Consider the following 20,221-nt stretch of genomic DNA (forward strand, 5'->3'; position numbering starts at 1 on the left):
ATTAGAATGAGGCTTTTACACTAAGTCCATACCTTCTTGAGCTGGGCCCGTTCAGGTAGTCAAACCCTCTACCGTTACCGATACCGATACCGGCTACGTTTGGATCAAAGTTTGTCCCTTTGGGGATATTGATCGCTTCATACCAGAGGTTGAAACCTGACAGAGTAAAGCTCAGGGAGCCAAATGGCGTCTTATCTAGGAACTTAGCTGGAACAGAGTATCCCAGGGAAACCTCCTGTAATCTTACCGTAGAGGCGTCGAATACACCGAGTTCATCCGGACCGAACAGCACGTTGTTGAAATAGAACGTAGAGTTGTTGATCTGAACTGTATTTGGTGCACCTGTTGAAGTTACACCGGGTAAGATGAAGGTGTTCAGACGATCTACCACGTCTGTGGTCAAACCCCTTCCGATCAGTACAGAGGTTGTCCTTGAATAGATGTCTCCTCCGTGAGTATAGTTGAACAGGAAGTTAAAGTTGAAGTTCTTATAGCTGAAGCTGTTTCCAATGTTCAGTACCCAGTCTGGGTTTGGATCTCCAATTTCGAAAAGACCCTGCTCTTCAATATAATCTCCGGCGTCATTTACTACGAAGTTACCGGCGTCATCACGCTGTATCCTGGTACCTACCATGATTCCAAGAGGATCTCCTACTCGGGCAGCATTACCCAGGTTGGTAAATCCGGCATAAACCACGATATCGGTATCCAAACCGAGGTCAGTTACCTCAGATTCGTTGAAGAACCAGTTAGAGTTCAGGCTCCAGTTCAAGCCTCCTGGCTCGTCTGACCTGAAGATATCCAGGGTTGCGTCTACCTCAGCTCCCCAGGACTTGATCTCCCCTACGTTGGTCTGCGTGGTGGTGAAACCAGTAGACGGGTCAAGAGGACGATCGATGATCAGGTCTTCTGTGATCCTGTCGTAGTAAGAAGCATCCAGGGTAAGCCTGCTGCCGAAGAATCGGGCTTCCATACCAAACTCAAGCTCTTGTAGAAGCTCGGGCTTCAGATTAGGGTTACCCAAAAGGTTGGCACTCACGTTGGTTACTGTATTGTTTCCGTCTCCATCCTGGAAGTTCTGTGTGTCGAGAACCAGGGTGGAAGCTACAGGATACCCTGTTGGGAAGTTAGCAGAAGTACCGTACCCGGCCCTCAGCTTCATGTAGTTTACACCGTTTTCGCTCTGAAGCCCGGGAATAAATTTCGTCGGGATCAAAGACAAGCTGGCAGATGGGTAGAAGATAGAACGGTTGTCCTGAGACAGGTTAGATACCCAGTCATTCCTACCGGCCAGGGTTAGATACACCATACGATCGTAATCGATGTCGAACTGACCGTAAACACCAGCGATGTTACGTTCTTGCAGGAACTGGATGGGTTGGAAGAGGGCGAAGTTAAAGTGCCTCAATACTCCAAATACCTGCTGTCCTGAACTGGCCACACCATTCTGGTCGAATCGCTCGCTACGGGTAGTGGCACCGAGGTTGAAACTCACACCAACTTTTTCTGAGACCTCGTATTGTCCGGTGAGGATGAAGTTGTGGTCAAAAAGAGTATTGGTGTTGTTCCATGTCTGGAGGATACCACTTTGAGTGGCAACGCTTCCTCCGATACCTCCCTTGTTCTGAGAAGTAATGTTGTTTTCACTGTAGACGTCCAGACCAAAACGATACGTCAGGTTCAGGTTGTCATTGATGTCATAGACCAGGGCCATGTTACCGAAAGCCCTTTTGGTATCCTGCTCTGTCTTAGAGTTCTTAACCGTCCAAAGCGGGTGCTGGATACTGTTGTTCTGACGGTAGTATACACTGGAACCGTCAACAGGGCTTTCAAAAGGCAGTCCCTGGATATCCACACTCCTTGGAGTATAAAATACGTTGGCAAAAACCGAAGAACCTGTACCAAAGACACTGTTACCTGTACTCGCCGCTACCGGTGGAGACTGGAAGTTAGTGTTGGTATAGTTCAGGGTACCGGAGGCTGTGATCTTGTTTGTAAGAACAGCTCTACCACCGAGACCTACGGTGTACCTCCTAAGATTGTTTCCAGGAGTGAATCCCTGGTCGTCAAGGTGACCGAAGTTCATGTTGTAGCTCATGCTACCGTCATCGGAAGCTCCGTTCACGTTTACAGAGTTGGTCTGTACGATCCCCTGCTTAAAGAATTTCTCTACACTGTCATAAGGCTTCCAGGGATACCTGGCTCCTGCGAACTCAGGGAATGCAGCCCTGATGGCAGAGGTTGATGTGGAATAAGGGTGAGCAAGTGTTCCGGCATCATCAATAGCTGCCTGAGTTCCCCATCCGGCTACACCGTCCCTGTCAAAGCTAGGTCCCCAGTTACTGAAGAACCAACCGAAGGCTTGGTCGAATCCGTTTCCGAATTCATCCTGATAGTCGGGCATGGAGGCGATCTCGTTGATAAAGATCGAGCTGCTCACCGTTACTTCAGTCTTCTTGGCTTGCCCTGTGCTTACAGCACCGTTCTTGGTGGTGATCAGGATCACCCCGTTACGACCGGCTGTACCATAGAGGGTGGCTGCCGCAAGACCTTTCAGTACGTTTACGCTTTCTATGTTGTTTGGATCCAAATCCAGGAACCTACTGGAACCGTTGTTTCCATCCACGAAGCTGTTACCTCCACCGTTCTGCGACTGGGCGTTGGTGTCACTGTTGAAAGGAACACCGTCAACGATGAAAAGCGGCTGGTTACTGCCGCTGAAAGTACTCAGACCCCTGATGATGATACTGGTTCCCGATCCGGAAAGACCACTTTGCTGCTGGATATTGACCCCGGAGGCTTTACCTGTAAGGATACGACCAACGTCACCTTCGGCGCGTTGCTCCAGCAATTCATCACCCACTTCGGATACTGCATACCCCAGGGCTTGCTTCTCCTTTTTGATACCTTGTGCCGTTACGACCACTTCCTCCAGTGCCTGCGCATCTTCCTGCATCTGCACGTTGATAGTGTTACTGGCCCCAATGGTGACCCGAACATCTCGCTGCCCGATGTAGGTAAAAAGAAGCGTTTGACCAGCGCTACCACGGATAGAATAGTTACCGTCGAAATCAGTCTGGGTACCGGTAGTGGTCCCTTCAACGACGATGTTCACCCCTGGAAGTGGAAGTCCGTCCTGGTCCGTAACCGTACCGGAAATCGTCTTCTCCTGCGCAAATGTCAAATGCACAACAAACGCCAATAACAGCGTCAAGATTCCATTTAGATTTGTTCTCATTTTAAAATTATTTGAATTAGGTAAGTGCGAAAATCTTAATTCTGTGTTAATAATCCAAACTTATTTTAATAAAAATTTAAGACGTAAATCGCCTTTACACTAACGACCTCCTTGGATTTCAGACATTTCTCAATTAATCTGGGTCCTGATTTGAATATTATTAAAATTCGGATGCTGCTTCTATGAGATGTGCAAGAATTGGAGAGGTTGCGCTCTTGCTATTTTTTATGGTCTTTTCTGTACTGTAAAAATGGGACGGGATGTGTTCGAAATTAAAGCTTAAGTGCTCGGTCGGATATAAGAGTGTTTAACGATCTTCAGAATACACCATATTTAGCAAAATAAGAGGTATATATATAGGGTATACATCTAGGGTAAAATTTCATCCTTTCCAGGCCTCCCATCATCCCATTTCTAAATTCTTATAAAATTACCGCGCAACGATTTGAATTATGTGTAATAATTACTACATTTGCCGACCCTTAAAAGAGGGTAGATTTTTTTACATAAATATTTATATGCCAACAATTTCACAATTAGTACGAAAAGGAAGGGCCACAATTACCAAGAAGAGTAAATCGGCTGCTTTGGATTCGTGTCCTCAGAGGAGGGGTGTTTGCACGCGTGTATATACCACCACTCCTAAGAAACCTAACTCTGCCATGAGGAAAGTGGCCAGGGTAAGGCTGACCAACGGGAAGGAAGTGAACGCTTACATTCCCGGAGAAGGACACAACCTCCAAGAGCACTCGATAGTATTGGTTAGAGGCGGAAGGGTGAAGGATTTGCCAGGTGTTAGATATCACATCGTGAGAGGGGCTTTGGATACTGCGGGTGTAGCCGGCAGGACTCAGAGACGATCTAAGTACGGCGCCAAAAGACCCAAAAAGTAAGCAACACTTTTAAGAAGAAGCAATGAGAAAAAGACAGGCAAAGAAAAGACCACTCTTACCGGATCCTCGGTTTAATGACCAGCTGGTGACCCGATTTGTCAACATGATGATGTGGGACGGAAAGAAATCAGTGGCCTTTAAAGTTTTCTACGATGCCATCGATATCGTAGAACAAAAGAAGACCGATGAGGAGAAAACCGGACTGGACTTGTGGAAAGACGCCCTCTCCAATGTAATGCCTCACGTTGAAGTGAGGAGCCGCAGGGTAGGTGGAGCCACCTTCCAGATCCCTATGCAGATCAGGCCGGATCGAAAGATCTCCACTGCCATGAAGTGGCTGATCAATTTCTCCAGGAAGAGAAATGAAAAATCCATGGCCCAGAAACTGGCCGCAGAGATCCTGGCAGCTGCCAAGGAAGAAGGTGCTGCGGTAAAAAAGCGGGTTGATACTCATAAGATGGCAGAGGCCAACAAAGCATTCTCTCACTTCAGATTCTAAAAATTAACATGGGAAGAGATTTAAAATTTACAAGAAATATAGGTATTGCAGCTCACATCGATGCTGGTAAAACCACCACGACAGAACGAATTCTGTTCTATACGGGGGTGAGCCACAAGATCGGAGAGGTGCATGATGGTGCGGCTACCATGGACTGGATGGAGCAGGAGCAGGAGCGCGGGATCACTATTACCTCCGCCGCTACGACCTGTACCTGGAATTTCCCGATGAAGAACGGGCAGATCATCGATGAGACAAAGCCCTACCACTTTAATATTATTGATACCCCCGGGCACGTTGACTTTACCGTGGAGGTGAACCGTTCCCTCCGGGTTCTGGACGGACTGGTTTTCCTTTTCAGTGCTGTAGACGGGGTAGAGCCTCAGTCTGAAACTAACTGGAGGCTTGCAGACAATTACAAAGTTCCCAGGATGGGATTCGTGAACAAAATGGACAGGCAGGGATCTAACTTCCTGGCCGTATGCCAGCAGGTCAAGGACATGCTGAAGTCCAACGCTGTTCCGATTGTATTGCCTATTGGGGACGAAGCAGATTTCAAAGGGATAGTTGACCTGGTAAAGAACCGGGCCATCGTGTGGCATGAGGATAACTTCGGATCTACTTTTGACGTGATCGACATCCCTGCCGACATGGAGGATGAGGTTAAGGAATACCGTGCTGCCCTTATCGAAGCTGTAGCAGAATACGATGAAAACCTGATGGAGAAGTTCTTTGAGGACGAGAATTCCATCACGGAAGACGAAATACACGCCGCCCTCAGGGCTGCGGTGATGGACATGAGCATCATCCCGATGATCTGTGGTTCATCATTTAAAAATAAAGGAGTACAGTTCCTGCTGGACGCCGTTTGCCGTTATCTTCCTTCTCCTCTGGATAAGGATGCTATCGTGGGGATCAACCCCGATACCGGAGCAGAGGTGGCCAGGAAACCCGATGTTAAAGAGCCGTTTTCAGCTCTTGCCTTTAAGATTGCAACCGATCCTTTTGTTGGTCGTCTTGCTTTCTTCAGGGCGTATTCAGGTAAACTGGACGCTGGATCATACGTGCTGAACAACCGTTCAGGGAACAAGGAAAGGATCTCCAGGATCTACCAGATGCACTCCAACAAGCAGAACGCAGTAGAATCTATCTCTGCCGGAGACATTGGAGCTGCTGTAGGTTTTAAGGATATCAAGACAGGGGATACCCTCTCTGATGAGAAGCACCCGATCGTACTCGAAAGTATGAACTTCCCCGATCCTGTGATCGGTATTGCTGTGGAGCCAAAGACTAAGGCCGATGTCGATAAACTCGGTATGGCCCTCTCCAAACTGGCAGAAGAGGATCCTACTTTCCAGGTGAAGACCGATGAGGCCTCAGGGCAGACCATCATCTCCGGAATGGGAGAGTTGCACCTCGATATTATCGTAGACCGACTGAGAAGGGAGTTTAAGGTAGAGGTGAACCAGGGTCAGCCTCAGGTGGAATACAAAGAAGCTATCACCAGGGCTGCAGATCACCGCGAAGTATATAAGAAACAAACCGGTGGACGTGGTAAGTTCGCAGATATCGTCTTTACCATGGAACCTTCTACTCAGGAGAAGGCCGGATTGGAATTCGTCAATGAGATCAAGGGAGGTAACATCCCAAAAGAATACATCCCTTCAGTGGAGAAAGGCTTCAGAGAAGCTATGAAGAACGGACCTCTGGCCGGTTTCGAAATGGACAGCATGAAGATCGTCCTCAAGGATGGATCCTTCCACCCTGTGGATTCGGATTCCCTCTCTTTCGAACTGGCGGCCAAGCTGGGGTACAAGACAGCTGCCAAGGCTGCACGTGCCGTGCTTATGGAGCCAATTATGAAGCTGGAAGTGCTTACCCCCGAAGAGAACATGGGGGATATCGTAGGTGACCTTAACCGTCGTCGCGGACAGGTGAACAACATGTCTGACCGTTCCGGTTCCAAGGTGATTAAAGCCGAAGTGCCACTCTCAGAAATGTTTGGTTATGTGACCGCGCTGAGGACTTTGTCTTCAGGAAGGGCTACCAGCACCATGGAGTTCTCGCACTATGCCGAAACACCTGCCAATATCGCAGAAGAGGTAATAAAAGCAACCAAAGGGGTAACCGCTTAATTTCAAGGAGATGAGTCAGAAGATCAGAATAAAATTAAAATCATACGATTACAACCTGGTAGACAAATCTGCCGAGAAGATTGTAAAGACCGTAAAGACTACCGGGGCTGTGGTGACCGGACCAATTCCGCTGCCCACCCACAAGAAGATCTTTACCGTATTGCGTTCACCTCACGTGAATAAGAAGTCGAGAGAACAGTTCCAATTGAGCTCTTATAAAAGGCTTCTGGATATTTACAGTTCTTCCTCCAAGACCATTGATGCTCTGATGAAGTTGGAGCTACCCAGTGGTGTGGAAGTGGAGATCAAGGTGTGATAAAATAATAGGGAAGGCAAACGCTTTCCCCGACATGTCCGGAGCGGTAAGCAAAGGAAAAACGGAAACAAAAATATATTCGGGGTCGAATTATTTTTGGCCCTGTTTTTTTGTCAGAAAGATTAGAAACATTTAAACAATTAATAATTAATAGTATGTCTGGGTTAATAGGAAAAAAAGTAGGCATGACCAGCATCTTTGACGAGAACGGGAAAAACATTCCCTGTACCGTTATCGAGGCGGGGCCATGCGTAGTTACCCAAGTCAGAACCGAAGAGGTAGACGGGTATAATGCCCTTCAGCTCGGTTTCGATGACAAGGCAGAAAAACGTGCGAAGAAGTCCGAAAAGGGCCACTTCAAAAAAGCAGGTGCTTCTCCCAAGAAAAAGGTCGTCGAATTCCGTCATTTTGAAGGAGAACACAAATTGGGAGATACCCTTGGGGTGGATCTTTTTGTGGAAGGAGAGTTTGTGGATGTCACCGCAACATCAAAAGGTAAAGGTTTCCAGGGAGTTGTCAAAAGGCATGGTTTCGGCGGTGTCGGACAGGCTACTCACGGGCAACACAACCGACTGAGAGCACCGGGATCCATCGGTGCGGCCTCCTATCCTGCCAGGGTCTTCAAAGGAATGAAGATGGCCGGCAGAATGGGTGGTGAGAAGGTGACCGTTCAGAACCTGAGGGTACTTAAGGTCGTACCGGAAAAGAACCTGATCGTCCTTAAGGGATGTGTTCCAGGTCATAAAAACGCTTACTTAACGATAGAGAAATAATGAAAGTAGCAGTTTTAGATATCAACGGTAAGGAAACAGGGAGAAAGGCAGACCTTTCTGACGCTGTATTCAAGATAGAGCCCAACACCCACGCCATTTATCTCGACGTGAAGCAGTACAGGGCACATCAGAGACAAGGTACCCACAAGTCCAAGGAAAGGGCTGAGATCTCCGGTAGTACCCGCAAGATCAAAAAGCAAAAAGGTACCGGAACTGCACGTGCAGGAAGTATCAAATCTCCTATTTTCAGGGGAGGGGGAAGGATCTTTGGTCCAAGGCCAAAAGATTATTCTCTGAAGCTAAACAAAAACCTGAAGCGTCTGGCCAGAAAATCGGCCCTGAGCATCAAGCAGCAGGAGAACGCAATTATGGTAGTTGAGGACTTCAATTTCGAGACACCGAAAACCAAGGATTTTATCAACGTACTCAAGGGTCTTGGCCTGGAAAATAAAAAGTCCCTCTTTGTCTTGGGCGATACAAATAATAACGTATATTTGTCGTCGCGCAATTTGGAAGGATCAGAGGTGGTAACTAACTCAGAATTAAGTACTTACAAAATATTGAACGCCAATAATATTGTGTTGCTTGAGGGTTCGTTAGAAGGAATCGAGGCCAACTTAAATAAATAGGAAATCATGAGCGTGTTAATAAAACCCATCATTACGGAGAAGATGACAGCAGATAGCGAGTTGCACAACCGCTATGGTTTCATCGTAGAACCCGGGGCCAACAAATTGCAGATCAAAGATGCTGTTGAAGGCACTTACGGAGTGTCCGTAAAGAAGGTTAGGACCATGAATTACGGCCCGACCCGCAAGACTAAATATACAAAGACAGGGATTCAGCAGGGAAAGACAAATGCTTACAAAAAAGCTATTGTCGATGTTGCTGAAGGTGATGTCATTGATTTTTACAGTAATCTATAAAGACACCAAATGTCAGTTAGAAAATTAAAACCGATCACTCCCGGGCAGCGATTTAAAGTAGTAAACGGAAATGACGCCCTTACTGCTGATAAGCCGGAGAAAAGCTTGCTTGCTCCGTTAAAAAAGTCGGGAGGTAGAAACAGTCATGGAAAGATGACCATGCGCCACCGAGGCGGGGGTCATAAAAGAAGGTATCGTCTGGTTGATTTCAAGAGGATGAAGCACGGTGTTGAAGCCGAGGTGAAATCCATTCAGTACGATCCCAACAGAACCGCTTTTATTGCTCTTATCGAGTATAAGGACGGTGAAAAAAGCTATATCATAGCTCAGAACGGTTTAGAAGTAGGCCAGAAGGTAATTTCCGGAACAGGAGCATCTCCTGAGGTCGGCAATGCCATGCCTATGAATGAGATTCCTTTGGGAACTATCCTTTCCTGCATCGAATTGCGACCCGGACAGGGAGCGGTGATGGCCAGAAGTGCCGGAACATTTGCGCAATTGATGGCCAAGGAAGGCAAGTATGTAACTATCAAGTTGCCATCAGGTGAAACCAGGATGGTGTTGGGCAATTGCCTGGCGACCATCGGTGCTGTTTCCAACTCTGACCACCAGCTGATCGTATCCGGTAAGGCCGGACGCAGCCGCTGGTTAGGCAGGAGGCCGAGGACAAGACCTGTTGCGATGAACCCTGTTGACCACCCCATGGGAGGTGGTGAAGGAAGGGCATCCGGAGGACACCCGAGATCCAAGAAAGGTATTCCGGCCAAAGGGTACAGGACGCGATCCAGGACCAAGGATACCAACAGATATATCATAGAACGTAGAAAGAAATAAAAAGTAGAAAGAAATGGCACGTTCACTAAAAAAAGGACCCTACGTTCACCTCAGCCTGGAGAAGAAAGTCAGGCAGAATGTAGACTCAGGCAAGAAGACCGTGATCAAGACCTGGTCAAGGGCTTCTATGATCACCCCGGATTTCGTTGGGCAGACCATCGCGGTTCACAACGGAAAGCAATTCGTTCCTGTTTATGTCACTGAGAACATGGTAGGGCACAAATTGGGAGAATTCTCACCAACGAGGTCTTTCCGAGGTCATGCCGGAGCTAAAAACAAAGGTAAAAAGTAAGTAAGCTATGGGAGTTCGAAAAAAACAAATGGCCGAAAGAATCAAGGCAGAGAAGAAAGAGCTGGCCTTCGCAAAGCTGAATAACTGTCCTACCTCACCCCGCAAAATGCGCCTGGTCGCTGACCTGGTGAGGGGAGCTGAGGTGGAAAAGGCACTTGCCATCCTCCGGTTCAATCCGAAGGAAGCCTCCCGCAGGCTTGAAAAACTGTTGCTTTCTGCCATAGCCAACTGGCAGGCAAAAAACGAAGATGCCAATATTGAGGAAGCTGAATTAATCGTGAAAGAGATCCGGGTTGATTCCGGAAGGATGCTGAAACGACTCAGACCGGCACCTCAGGGAAGGGCTCACAGGATAAGAAAACGTTCAAACCATGTCACTCTGGTGGTAGGGGCAAACAATAATACAGAAGCTTAGTATGGGACAAAAGACAAATCCAATAGGAAATCGCCTGGGGATCATCAGAGGATGGGAATCCAACTGGTACGGAGGTAACGATTACGGGGACAAACTAGCTGAGGACGACAAGATCCGTAAGTATGTGCACGCCCGTTTGGCCAAGGCCAGTGTTTCCAGGGTGATTATCGAAAGGACCCTGAAACTCATCACAGTGACCATTACCACCGCAAGGCCCGGTATCATTATCGGTAAGGGAGGTCAGGAAGTTGACAAGCTGAAAGAAGAGCTCAAAAAGATCACCGATAAGGAGGTGCAGATCAATATTTTCGAGATCAAAAGGCCTGAGGTGGATGCGAACCTCGTTGCGGCAAGCATCGCCCGCCAGATCGAAAACAGGATCTCCTACAGGCGTGCCATTAAAATGGCTATTGCCGCCGCGATGAGAATGAATGCAGAGGGTATTAAGGTGATGATCTCAGGGCGTTTGAACGGGGCCGAAATGGCGCGTTCGGAATCCTATAAGGAAGGCCGAATCCCATTGTCTACCTTCAGGGCAGACATCGATTACGCCATGGACGAGGCTCATACGACGTATGGCCGACTCGGAATCAAAGTTTGGATCATGAAAGGTGAGGTTTATGGAAAAAGAGACCTTTCTCCTCTCGTGGGAATGTCCAAGGGATCCGGAAAAGACAAGTCGGATTCCGGAAAGAAACGCAGAAGAAAATAATACGAAAAGAAGGAAGACATGTTACAGCCGAAAAGGACAAAGTTTCGCAAAGCGCAGAAGGGCCGTATGAAAGGGAATTCCGGAAGGGGGCATCAGCTCTCTAACGGGATGTTCGGGATCAAATCAATGGATTCTGCCTTTATCACTTCGCGTCAGATCGAAGCAGCCCGTGTCGCTGCCACCCGATATATGAAGAGACAGGGCCAGTTGTGGATCAAGATATTCCCGGACAAACCCATCACTAAAAAACCTCTTGAGGTACGTATGGGTAAAGGAAAAGGAGCTCCGGAATACTTTGTGGCCGTAGTAAAACCGGGCAGGATCATGTTTGAAGTAGCGGGTGTTCCTATGGACGTAGCCCAGGAAGCTCTCAGGCTGGCTGCTCAGAAATTACCGGTAAAAACAAAATTCGTTGTGGCTAGGGATTACGAAGCCGCCTAAAATCAACGCAAAGAGATCATGAAACAATCAGAAATCAAAGAATTGTCGGTAGAGGATTTGAAGGATAAGATGGCGGACCTCAAAAAGAAGCATGCCGACCTGAAGATGGCCCATGCCGTGACACCCCTGGAAAATCCACTCCAGCTGAGACAGGTCAAAAGGACCGTGGCCAGACTGGCTACAGAATTAACAAAAAGGGAAAACCAATAACGGGTTCTGCTTTATGGAAAAAAGAAATTTAAGAAAAGAGAGAGTAGGCGTTGTAACCAGCAACAAAATGGAGAAATCCATCGTGGTTTCCGAAGTAAAGCGGGTAAAGCACCCTATGTACGGTAAGTTCGTTTTGCGGACAAAGAAATATGTTGCACACGATGAAACCAATGATTGCAATATTGGAGATACAGTAAAGATCATGGAGACAAGACCTTTGAGTAAGACCAAGTGCTGGAGATTGGTAGAAATCCTTGAAAGAGCTAAATAATTATGTTACAGCAAGAATCTAGACTTAAAGTGGCAGACAACACCGGAGCTAAAGAGGTGTTGACCATCCGTGTACTGGGTGGTACCAAAAGAAGATATGCTTCCGTAGGGGACAAGATCGTAGTTTCTGTTAAAGAGGCTACCCCCAATGGAACTATTAAGAAAGGTGCTGTATCAACAGCCGTGGTGGTGAGAACCAAAAAGGAAGTAAGACGTCCAGACGGCTCTTACATCAGGTTTGACGACAACGCCTGCGTACTGCTGAACCCCACGGGGGAAATGAGAGGTACCAGGGTTTTTGGTCCGGTAGCCAGAGAGCTCAGGGACAAACAGTTCATGAAGATTGTTTCATTAGCTCCTGAGGTGCTATAATCATACAATAGGATGAAGTTAAAGATAAAAACAGGAGATACAGTACGGGTGATTGCTGGAGACCACAAAGGTTCCGAAGGCAAGGTCCTGTCTGTAGACCGCGTGAAGAACAAGGCGATCGTGGAGGAAATCAATATGGTGTCCAAGCACGAAAAGCCCAGTGCCAAGAACCCTCAAGGGGGAATCGTAAAAAAGGAAGCACCTATTCATATCTCTAACCTTTCCCTGATCGACAAGAAGTCGGGGGAGACCACCAGGGTTGGTTTTGAGTTTGAGGATGGAAAGAAAGTGCGGGTTTCAAAGAAATCTAACGAGGTAATATAGTTATGGCTTACGTTCCAAGATTAAAGAAAGAATACCAAGAGCGGGTGATCGCATCCCTGAAAGAGGAATTTGGGTATGACAATATCATGCAGGTTCCGAAACTGAAGAAGATCGTGGTGAGCCGTGGTGTTGGTGCCGCTGTAGCGGATAAGAAGCTGATTGACCACGCTGTGGAAGAACTCACTGCGATTACAGGTCAGAGAGCAGTTTCGACCATTTCCAAGAAGGACGTGGCATCTTTTAAACTCAGGAAGGGAATGCCCATCGGGGCCAAGGTGACCCTCAGAGGCGAGAAGATGTACGAATTCCTCGACAGGCTCGTAACCACTGCCCTCCCCAGGGTAAGGGATTTCCAGGGGATCAGGGCTACCGGCTTTGACGGTCGTGGGAATTACAACCTCGGGATCACCGAACAGATCATTTTTCCTGAGATCAATATAGACAAGATCAACAGGATCAATGGAATGGACATCACATTTGTGACCAGCGCTGAAACAGATAAAGAAGCACAATCCCTCCTGGCAGAATTGGGTCTGCCTTTTAAAAAGAATTAGTATGGCTAAAGAATCAATGAAAGCCCGCGAACGTAAAAGGGCAAAAATGGTAGCGAAATACGCAGAAAAAAGAAAAGCACTGAAGGAGGCCGGTGATTACGAGGCATTGCAAAAACTGCCGAAGAACGCTTCTCCTGTGCGCATGCACAATCGCTGCAAGCTCACCGGAAGACCAAGGGGTTATATGAGGACCTTCGGACTCTCCAGAGTTATGTTCAGGGAAATGGCCAACAAAGGGTTGATTCCGGGTGTTAAAAAAGCAAGTTGGTAATACTACAAAAAAGGAAAGAACATGTTTACAGATCCTATCTCCGATTATCTGACACGAATTAGAAACGCCAGCAGGGCGGGTCACAGGGTAGTAGAAATACCGGCTTCCAACCTGAAGAAGGAAATCACCAAGATCCTTTTCGATCAGGGGTATATCCTGAGCTATAAATTCGAGGAGGACAAGGTTCAGGGGACCATCAAGATCGCCCTGAAATACGACAAACAGACCAAAGAGCCTGTGATCAAGAAGATCCAGCGAATCAGTAAGCCGGGTCTGCGCAAGTATGCGGGCCACGAAGAACTTCCCAGGGTTCTCAACGGACTGGGAATTGCTATAGTCTCTACCTCTCACGGGGTGATGACCAGCAAGCAGGCAAAGGCTGAGAATGTAGGTGGAGAAGTACTTTGCTACGTATATTAAAAAGAAAAAGTATTAGAAATGTCTAGAATAGGTAACAATCCGATAGCGATCCCAGAAGGAACCACTGTAGAGGTAAGGGACAATATCATTACCGTCAAAGGAAAACTGGGTGAACTCACACAGGAATTCTCCTCTGTCGACATCAAGGTGGAAGACGGACAGGTATGGATCACCAGACCTTCAGATTCCGGCCAAGACAAGGCAAAGCACGGCCTTTACAGGGCGCTCGTTTACAATATGGTGAAGGGAGTCTCTAAAGGCTGGACCAAGGAGCTGGAATTGGTGGGAGTTGGATACAGGGCCAGCAACCAGGGACAGAAACTGGACCTCGCGCTTGGATTTTCCCATAACATCATCATTGATCTTGCACCCGAGATCAAGGTAGAGACCACCTCTGAGAAGGGGAAGAATCCTACCATCAAACTGACATCGCATGATAAGCAGTTGATCGGCCAGGTTGCAGCAAAGATCCGCTCTTTCCGCAAGCCTGAACCTTACAAAGGGAAAGGAATCAAGTTCGTCGGTGAGCAATTGAGAAGAAAAGCAGGTAAATCAGCATAAGAAAAGATCATGGCATTATCAAAGACTGAAAGACGGGACCGAATCCGAAAGAGAATCAGAAAGATTTCTTTTGGTACAGCTGAAAGGCCAAGACTGTCCGTGTACAGGAGCAATAAGGAGATCTACGCCCAGGTCATTGACGACAACGAAGGTAAGACTCTCGTGTCAGCTTCCTCCAGAGATAAGGAGCTGAGCAAGGCTAAAGGTACCAAGACAGAGATCGCTGCCCTGGTAGGCAAGGCTGTTGCAGAAAAGGCATTGAAGGCCGGAATTGAAACGGTTGCTTTTGACCGTGGAGGTAATTTGTACCACGGACGTGTAAAATCATTGGCAGAAGGTGCCAGAGAAGGCGGATTAAAATTTTAAGAGATTACTATGTACGGTAAATACAAGAATGTAGAAACAGTAAAACCGGGAGGTCTTGAACTAAAAGACAGACTGGTGGGCGTTCAACGTGTAACCAAGGTAACCAAAGGAGGCCGGGCATTCGGTTTCTCTGCCATTGTGGTTGTTGGAGATGAAAAAGGTGTGGTCGGACACGGCCTGGGCAAGTCCAAGGAAGTGGCTACTGCAATTGCCAAGGCTATTGAGGACGCCAAGAAAAACCTCGTCCGAATTCCGCTGAGCAAGGGTACCTTACCCCATGAGCAAAAAGGGAAATACGGTGGGGCCAGAGTATACATTCAGCCTGCCTCTCACGGTACAGGAGTGATTGCAGGAGGTGCCGTACGTGCGGTACTCGAATCTGTAGGAGTACAGGATGTATTGTCCAAGTCTCAGGGATCCAGTAACCCTCACAACGTAGTGAAGGCTACCTTTGACGCTCTGCTTCAACTGAGGGATGCAAGGACCGTTGCTGCACAGCGCGGAATTGCCCTTGAAAAAGTTTTTAAAGGATAAGGAACGATGGGAAAGATAAAAGTTACACAGGTCAAGAGCAGCATTAAAAGACCTCAGAATCAAAAGAGGACCCTCGAGGCCCTCGGACTCAGGAAATTGGGACAGGAGGTCATCCACGATGACACCCCGAACATCCTGGGGATGATCAATAAAGTTAAACATTTGGTTTCTACGGAAGAAGCTTAAGAAAAGCGTGTTGAAATGAATTTAAGCAATTTAAAACCAGCTGAAGGTTCCGTTCACAAGGATGGAAAGATCATAGGAAGGGGTCAGGGATCCGGTAAAGGAGGAACGGCCACCAGGGGTCACAAAGGAGCCAAATCGCGTTCCGGGTACTCCAAAAAGATAGGTTTTGAAGGTGGACAGATGCCGCTGCAAAGACGTGTGCCCAAATTCGGGTTCAACAACGTCAACCGCGTTTCTTACAGGGGGATCAACCTGAGTTCTCTTCAGGAGCTGGTCGATAACGGGGCGGTAAAGAAGACCGTAACCCTCGAAGACCTGATCGAGAACGGACTTGCCGGAAAGAATGACCTGGTCAAGATCCTGGGCGGAGGAGAACTGAAGGCAGGCCTGAAGGTCACTGTCCACAAATTCACCGGAAGCGCCAAAAAAGCGATAGAAGCCGCCGGAGGCGAAGCAATAACGTTATAAGAGAACGGGCCCTATGAAGAAATTTTTTGAGATCATATCAAATATCTGGAAGATAGAAGAGCTGAGGAAAAGAGTCTTGATGACCCTCAGCCTTTTGCTTGTCTACCGTTTTGGTGCTCAGGTGGTACTTCCCGGTATTGATACCTCACAATTGGCGGCCTTGTCCTCAAATACCGAACAGGGTATCCTGGGTATTCTGAATGCCTTCACAGGAGGTGCATTTGCGAATGCCTCTGTATTTGCCCTGGGGATCATGCCCTATATATCTGCATCCATCGTGGTGCAACTCATGGGGATAGCCGTTCCCTACCTTCAGAAACTCGACAAGGAAGGGGAAAGCGGACGTAAGACAAAGAATCAGATCACGCGATGGCTGACCATCGGGATCTGTATCGTTCAGGCACCTGCATACCTGTACAGTCTGGGAGCCCTGGGGGTTCCTGACAGTGCCTTCTTGCTGGGGAAAGGACTGAACTTTATCGTTCCTTCTGTGATCATCCTCGTAACAGGATGTGTCTTCGCCATGTGGCTGGGTGAAAAGATCACCGATAAGGGGATCGGAAATGGTATATCCCTCCTGATCATGATCGGGATCATTGCAACCATGCCTCAGTCATTTGTACAGGAAGCTGTCACAAGGCTCGATGGCAATGGAGGACCCATGCTGATCCTGGTTGAAGTAATTCTCTGGTTTGTGGTGATCCTGGCGTGTGTTCTGCTGGTGATGGCCACTAGGAAGATCCCGGTGCAGTACGCCAGAAGATCAGCCTCTGGAGGGTATGAAAAGAATATAATGGGCAGCAGGCAGTACATTCCTCTGAAACTGAATGCTTCAGGGGTGATGCCGATCATCTTTGCCCAGGCGATCATGTTCGCTCCGGGATTGCTCGGACGTACCTTTAACGATACTGCTGTGGGACAATGGATGGAAGTACAGTTCCAGGATATCTTTGGACTGGCCTATAACATCCTCTTTGCCTTGCTGATCATCATTTTTACCTATTTCTATACGGCTATCACGGTCCCGACCAACAAGATGGCCGACGACCTGAAACGAAGTGGTGGTTTCATCCCCGGTATCAGACCAGGTAAGGAAACAGGTAGTTTTCTGGATAAGATCATGTCGCTGATCACCCTGCCGGGGTCGATCTTCCTCGCCATAATTGCGGTTCTGCCGGCCATTGTGGTAAAACTGATCGACATCCAGTCGGGATGGGCACTCTTCTACGGAGGCACCTCCCTGTTGATCATGGTGGGTGTGGCCATCGATACAGTACAGCAGGTGAATGCATACCTGTTAAACCGTCATTACGATGGACTCATGAAAACCGGAAAGAACAGAAAAGTAGCATAGGATATGGCCAAACAAGCAGCAATAGAGCAGGACGGAAGTATCATAGAGGCATTGTCTAACGCGATGTTCCGGGTAGAACTCGAGAACGGGCACGTAGTCACTGCTCATATCTCGGGGAAAATGCGCATGCATTATATCAAGCTTTTGCCCGGGGACAAGGTTAAACTGGAGATGAGTCCATACGACCTTACCAAGGCTAGAATTACATATAGATATTAAGAAACTCGAGACATGAAAGTAAGAGCATCGATAAAGAAAAGAAGTGCCGACTGCAAGATTGTTCGCAGAAAAGGCAGATTGTACGTAATCAATAAGAAGAATCCCAGATTCAAACAAAGACAAGGGTAATTATGGCAAGAATTGCAGGGGTAGATATCCCAAAACAAAAAAGAGGTGTAATAGCCCTCACCTACATCTTCGGAATTGGTAAGAGCAGGGCTCAGGAGATCCTTGACAAGGCTGAGGTAAATGCCGATACCAAGGTGTCTGACTGGAATGACGATGAGATCGGTAGGATCCGGGAAGCGGTTTCTTCTTACAAGATCGAAGGGGAGCTGCGTTCAGAGAATCAGCTCAACATCAAAAGGCTCATGGATATTGGTTGCTACCGAGGGATCCGTCACAGATCAGGACTCCCATTGCGCGGTCAGAGAACCAAGAACAACTCCAGGACCCGTAAAGGAAAGAGAAAAACTGTGGCTAACAAGAAGAAGGCTACTAAGTAATAATACGGCATTAAGATGGCAAAGACAGGTACAAAGACAGCTGCAAAATCGACCAAGAAGCGCAAGGTTATCGTTGAATCGACCGGCGAGGCTCATATCACCGCTTCCTTCAACAATATCATCATCTCCCTGACCAATAAAAAAGGAGACGTGATATCCTGGGCTTCGGCCGGGAAAATGGGATTCAGGGGTTCCAAAAAGAACACTCCCTACGCGGCTCAGGTCGCAGCCGAGGAATGTGCAAAAACAGCTCATGAGGCAGGTCTCAGGAAGGTAAAGGTGTATGTGAAAGGACCCGGTAACGGAAGGGAATCCGCTATTCGATCCCTGCACAACTCCGGGATTGAGGTCACCGAGATCATAGACGTGACTCCAATGCCTCACAATGGTTGCAGGCCGCCCAAAAGAAGAAGAGTTTAATCATTATTTCCTAAATATATTTCTCACAAAAGTGTAGTTACGATTATCGAAGGATAAGCCTTAATTCATAATCACACTTTTAATTTAAAAGAAGATGGCAAGATACACAGGACCAAAATCAAAGATCGCCCGTAAATTCGGAGAAGCGATCTTCGGCGATGACAAATCGTTCGAAAAGAAGAATTATCCACCAGGACAGCACGGGAACAACAGGCGCCGAGGTAAGAAATCGGAATACGCAATCCAGTTGATGGAAAAGCAAAAGGCCAAATACACCTATGGAATCCTGGAACGCCAGTTCCGCAATCTTTTTGCGAGGGCGAACCGAAGCAAGGGGGTTACCGGTGAGGTGCTCCTGCAATTGTGCGAATCCCGTTTGGACAATGTTGTCTACAGGATGGGGATCGCTCCTTCCAGAAGGGGTGCGAGACAATTGGTCTCCCACAGACATATTACCGTAAACGGAGATGTTGTGAACATTCCCTCATATTCCCTGAACGCCGGGGATGTAGTCGGCGTAAGGGAAAAATCCAAATCCCTTCAGACTATTCAGGATTCCCTCTCAGCCAACAGCAGTGTATATGAGTGGATCACTTGGAACTCTGAGAAGAAGGAAGGAACCTTTGTTTCAGTTCCCGAGAGGATTCAGATCCCGGAGAACATCAAAGAACAATTAATCGTTGAGTTATACTCTAAATAAACCACATACCTGACTATGGCATTATTTAATTTTCAGAAACCCGATAAAGTTATAATGATCGATTCTTCAGATTTCGAAGGGAAGTTCGAATTTCGCCCTTTGGAACCTGGTTATGGATTGACTGTCGGGAACGCACTCAGAAGGGTACTGCTTTCCTCTTTGGAAGGATTCGCCATTACCTCAGTGAGGATAGATAAGGTTGAACACGAATTTTCTGTGATCGAAGGGGTGGTAGAAGATGTAACCGAAATCATCCTCAATTTAAAGCAGGTTCGGTTCAAGAGGCAGATCGACGATGTGAATGAAGAGACTGTTTCTGTTTCCGTAAGCGGAAAAGAGCAACTTACTGCAGGGGACTTTCAGAAATTTATTTCCGGTTTTCAGGTGTTGAACCCTGAGCTGGTTATCTGCAATATGGATCCCAAGGTAAGCATCAACATGGAGTTGATCATCGAAAAGGGCAGGGGATATGTTCCCGCTGAAGAGAACAAGAAATCCAATGCGCCTATCGGTAGCATTGCGGTCGATTCTATCTTCACCCCGGTGAAAAACGTTAAATACAGCATTGAGAACTTCAGGGTTGAGCAGAAGACCGATTATGAAAAACTGGTCTTTGAAATCGTTACCGACGGATCTATCCACCCAAAAGAGGCCCTCACAGAAGCTGCCAAGGTACTGATCCACCACTTCATGCTGTTCTCTGATGAGCGCATCACCCTGGAGGCTGATGAGATCGCCCAGACAGAGACGTATGATGAGGAATCTCTGCACATGAGGCAATTGCTCAAGACCAAGCTGGTAGACATGGATCTGTCAGTACGGGCCTTGAATTGTCTGAAAGCAGCAGAGGTAGATACCCTGGGGGACCTGGTATCCTTCAACAAGAACGATCTGATGAAGTTCAGGAATTTTGGTAAAAAATCCCTGACTGAGCTGGAAGAACTCGTGATCAACAAAGGTCTTAATTTTGGGATGGACCTTTCAAAATACAAACTAGATAAAGATTAATATC

32 protein-coding genes are annotated in these 20,221 nt (G+C 47.4%); 31 read left to right on the forward strand and 1 reads right to left on the reverse strand.

Annotated elements, in window-relative coordinates:
* Position 1 precedes the first annotated feature (1 nt).
* Positions 2–3,238 carry a SusC/RagA family TonB-linked outer membrane protein gene (locus IEV19_RS11250; RefSeq protein ID WP_188370847.1) on the reverse strand — a complete coding sequence of 1,079 codons (3,237 nt, stop codon included), beginning with the start codon at positions 3,236–3,238 and terminating at the stop codon, positions 2–4.
* A 518-nt stretch (positions 3,239–3,756) separates the two neighbouring features.
* Between IEV19_RS11250 and rpsL the strand changes: the two genes are divergently transcribed.
* The 31 genes from rpsL to IEV19_RS11405 all read left to right on the forward strand — a co-directional run bounded on the left by rpsL (position 3,757) and on the right by IEV19_RS11405 (position 20,217).
* Positions 3,757–4,131, forward strand: a complete 375-nt coding sequence (rpsL, locus tag IEV19_RS11255) for a 30S ribosomal protein S12 (protein WP_013305196.1) — start codon at positions 3,757–3,759, stop codon at positions 4,129–4,131.
* A 22-nt stretch (positions 4,132–4,153) separates the two neighbouring features.
* A complete protein-coding gene (rpsG, locus tag IEV19_RS11260) occupies positions 4,154–4,630 on the forward strand; it encodes a 30S ribosomal protein S7 (protein ID WP_188370848.1) in 477 nt (158 codons plus the stop codon).
* Between the two features lie 8 nt (positions 4,631–4,638).
* Positions 4,639–6,765: an elongation factor G gene (gene fusA / locus IEV19_RS11265; protein WP_188370849.1), complete on the forward strand. Its 2,127-nt coding sequence runs from the start codon at positions 4,639–4,641 to the stop codon at positions 6,763–6,765.
* A 10-nt stretch (positions 6,766–6,775) separates the two neighbouring features.
* Entirely contained in the window at positions 6,776–7,081 is a 306-nt protein-coding gene (gene rpsJ / locus IEV19_RS11270; RefSeq protein ID WP_008613600.1) for a 30S ribosomal protein S10, read from the forward strand.
* A gap of 155 nt (positions 7,082–7,236) precedes the next feature.
* Entirely contained in the window at positions 7,237–7,854 is a 618-nt protein-coding gene (rplC, locus tag IEV19_RS11275) for a 50S ribosomal protein L3 (RefSeq protein ID WP_188370850.1), read from the forward strand.
* Complete coding sequence (rplD, locus tag IEV19_RS11280; RefSeq protein WP_188370851.1) at positions 7,854–8,483, forward strand: 50S ribosomal protein L4; 630 nt, start codon at positions 7,854–7,856, stop codon at positions 8,481–8,483. The genes rplC and rplD overlap by 1 nt, the downstream gene beginning before the upstream one ends.
* 6 nt (positions 8,484–8,489) lie before the next feature.
* Positions 8,490–8,780 (forward strand): 50S ribosomal protein L23, encoded by a 291-nt coding sequence (gene rplW, locus IEV19_RS11285; protein WP_188370852.1) that lies wholly within the window; start codon positions 8,490–8,492, stop codon positions 8,778–8,780.
* 9 nt (positions 8,781–8,789) lie between these two features.
* Positions 8,790–9,614, forward strand: a complete 825-nt coding sequence (gene rplB, locus IEV19_RS11290) for a 50S ribosomal protein L2 (protein ID WP_188370853.1) — start codon at positions 8,790–8,792, stop codon at positions 9,612–9,614.
* A 13-nt stretch (positions 9,615–9,627) separates the two neighbouring features.
* The gene (gene rpsS, locus IEV19_RS11295) at positions 9,628–9,906 is read left to right on the forward strand and encodes a 30S ribosomal protein S19 (RefSeq protein WP_163692676.1); all 279 of its coding nucleotides are present in this window, start codon (positions 9,628–9,630) and stop codon (positions 9,904–9,906) included.
* Between the two features lie 7 nt (positions 9,907–9,913).
* Positions 9,914–10,321 carry a 50S ribosomal protein L22 gene (rplV, locus tag IEV19_RS11300; protein ID WP_188370854.1) on the forward strand — a complete coding sequence of 136 codons (408 nt, stop codon included), beginning with the start codon at positions 9,914–9,916 and terminating at the stop codon, positions 10,319–10,321.
* Position 10,322: 1 nt separating this feature from the next.
* Positions 10,323–11,033 (forward strand): 30S ribosomal protein S3, encoded by a 711-nt coding sequence (gene rpsC / locus IEV19_RS11305; protein ID WP_188370855.1) that lies wholly within the window; start codon positions 10,323–10,325, stop codon positions 11,031–11,033.
* A gap of 18 nt (positions 11,034–11,051) precedes the next feature.
* Positions 11,052–11,474: a 50S ribosomal protein L16 gene (gene rplP / locus IEV19_RS11310; protein WP_188370856.1), complete on the forward strand. Its 423-nt coding sequence runs from the start codon at positions 11,052–11,054 to the stop codon at positions 11,472–11,474.
* A gap of 18 nt (positions 11,475–11,492) precedes the next feature.
* Positions 11,493–11,684: a 50S ribosomal protein L29 gene (gene rpmC / locus IEV19_RS11315; protein WP_188370857.1), complete on the forward strand. Its 192-nt coding sequence runs from the start codon at positions 11,493–11,495 to the stop codon at positions 11,682–11,684.
* A 13-nt stretch (positions 11,685–11,697) separates the two neighbouring features.
* Entirely contained in the window at positions 11,698–11,955 is a 258-nt protein-coding gene (gene rpsQ / locus IEV19_RS11320; protein WP_066424976.1) for a 30S ribosomal protein S17, read from the forward strand.
* Between the two features lie 2 nt (positions 11,956–11,957).
* Complete coding sequence (rplN, locus tag IEV19_RS11325; RefSeq protein WP_129605547.1) at positions 11,958–12,326, forward strand: 50S ribosomal protein L14; 369 nt, start codon at positions 11,958–11,960, stop codon at positions 12,324–12,326.
* Positions 12,327–12,338: 12 nt separating this feature from the next.
* Positions 12,339–12,650 carry a 50S ribosomal protein L24 gene (gene rplX / locus IEV19_RS11330; protein WP_188370858.1) on the forward strand — a complete coding sequence of 104 codons (312 nt, stop codon included), beginning with the start codon at positions 12,339–12,341 and terminating at the stop codon, positions 12,648–12,650.
* 2 nt (positions 12,651–12,652) lie between these two features.
* Positions 12,653–13,204, forward strand: a complete 552-nt coding sequence (gene rplE, locus IEV19_RS11335; protein ID WP_188370859.1) for a 50S ribosomal protein L5 — start codon at positions 12,653–12,655, stop codon at positions 13,202–13,204.
* A gap of 1 nt (position 13,205) precedes the next feature.
* Positions 13,206–13,475 (forward strand): 30S ribosomal protein S14, encoded by a 270-nt coding sequence (rpsN, locus tag IEV19_RS11340; protein WP_188370860.1) that lies wholly within the window; start codon positions 13,206–13,208, stop codon positions 13,473–13,475.
* 21 nt (positions 13,476–13,496) lie between these two features.
* Complete coding sequence (rpsH, locus tag IEV19_RS11345; protein WP_188370861.1) at positions 13,497–13,895, forward strand: 30S ribosomal protein S8; 399 nt, start codon at positions 13,497–13,499, stop codon at positions 13,893–13,895.
* Positions 13,896–13,913: 18 nt separating this feature from the next.
* Positions 13,914–14,456 (forward strand): 50S ribosomal protein L6, encoded by a 543-nt coding sequence (rplF, locus tag IEV19_RS11350; RefSeq protein ID WP_188370862.1) that lies wholly within the window; start codon positions 13,914–13,916, stop codon positions 14,454–14,456.
* Positions 14,457–14,465: 9 nt separating this feature from the next.
* The gene (gene rplR / locus IEV19_RS11355; protein WP_188370863.1) at positions 14,466–14,822 is read left to right on the forward strand and encodes a 50S ribosomal protein L18; all 357 of its coding nucleotides are present in this window, start codon (positions 14,466–14,468) and stop codon (positions 14,820–14,822) included.
* A 9-nt stretch (positions 14,823–14,831) separates the two neighbouring features.
* Positions 14,832–15,356, forward strand: a complete 525-nt coding sequence (gene rpsE, locus IEV19_RS11360; RefSeq protein ID WP_163692697.1) for a 30S ribosomal protein S5 — start codon at positions 14,832–14,834, stop codon at positions 15,354–15,356.
* A gap of 6 nt (positions 15,357–15,362) precedes the next feature.
* A complete protein-coding gene (rpmD, locus tag IEV19_RS11365) occupies positions 15,363–15,542 on the forward strand; it encodes a 50S ribosomal protein L30 (protein WP_188370864.1) in 180 nt (59 codons plus the stop codon).
* A 15-nt stretch (positions 15,543–15,557) separates the two neighbouring features.
* Positions 15,558–16,010: a 50S ribosomal protein L15 gene (rplO, locus tag IEV19_RS11370; RefSeq protein WP_188370865.1), complete on the forward strand. Its 453-nt coding sequence runs from the start codon at positions 15,558–15,560 to the stop codon at positions 16,008–16,010.
* Between the two features lie 13 nt (positions 16,011–16,023).
* Entirely contained in the window at positions 16,024–17,364 is a 1,341-nt protein-coding gene (gene secY / locus IEV19_RS11375) for a preprotein translocase subunit SecY (protein ID WP_188370866.1), read from the forward strand.
* Positions 17,365–17,367: 3 nt separating this feature from the next.
* Positions 17,368–17,583: a translation initiation factor IF-1 gene (gene infA, locus IEV19_RS11380; RefSeq protein ID WP_013305172.1), complete on the forward strand. Its 216-nt coding sequence runs from the start codon at positions 17,368–17,370 to the stop codon at positions 17,581–17,583.
* Positions 17,584–17,595: 12 nt separating this feature from the next.
* Positions 17,596–17,712 (forward strand): type B 50S ribosomal protein L36, encoded by a 117-nt coding sequence (gene ykgO, locus IEV19_RS11385; RefSeq protein ID WP_010519235.1) that lies wholly within the window; start codon positions 17,596–17,598, stop codon positions 17,710–17,712.
* A 2-nt stretch (positions 17,713–17,714) separates the two neighbouring features.
* Positions 17,715–18,089: a 30S ribosomal protein S13 gene (gene rpsM / locus IEV19_RS11390; RefSeq protein ID WP_188370867.1), complete on the forward strand. Its 375-nt coding sequence runs from the start codon at positions 17,715–17,717 to the stop codon at positions 18,087–18,089.
* 15 nt (positions 18,090–18,104) lie between these two features.
* Positions 18,105–18,509 (forward strand): 30S ribosomal protein S11, encoded by a 405-nt coding sequence (gene rpsK, locus IEV19_RS11395; protein WP_188370868.1) that lies wholly within the window; start codon positions 18,105–18,107, stop codon positions 18,507–18,509.
* Positions 18,510–18,603: 94 nt separating this feature from the next.
* On the forward strand, positions 18,604–19,209 hold the full coding sequence (rpsD, locus tag IEV19_RS11400; protein ID WP_188370869.1) for a 30S ribosomal protein S4: 606 nt from the start codon (positions 18,604–18,606) through the stop codon (positions 19,207–19,209).
* Between the two features lie 15 nt (positions 19,210–19,224).
* A complete protein-coding gene (locus IEV19_RS11405; RefSeq protein WP_188370870.1) occupies positions 19,225–20,217 on the forward strand; it encodes a DNA-directed RNA polymerase subunit alpha in 993 nt (330 codons plus the stop codon).
* The last annotated feature ends 4 nt before the right edge of the window (positions 20,218–20,221 follow it).

The sequence above is a fragment of the Muriicola marianensis genome (assembly GCF_014638095.1).
GTDB lineage: Bacteria > Bacteroidota > Bacteroidia > Flavobacteriales > Flavobacteriaceae > Muriicola > Muriicola marianensis.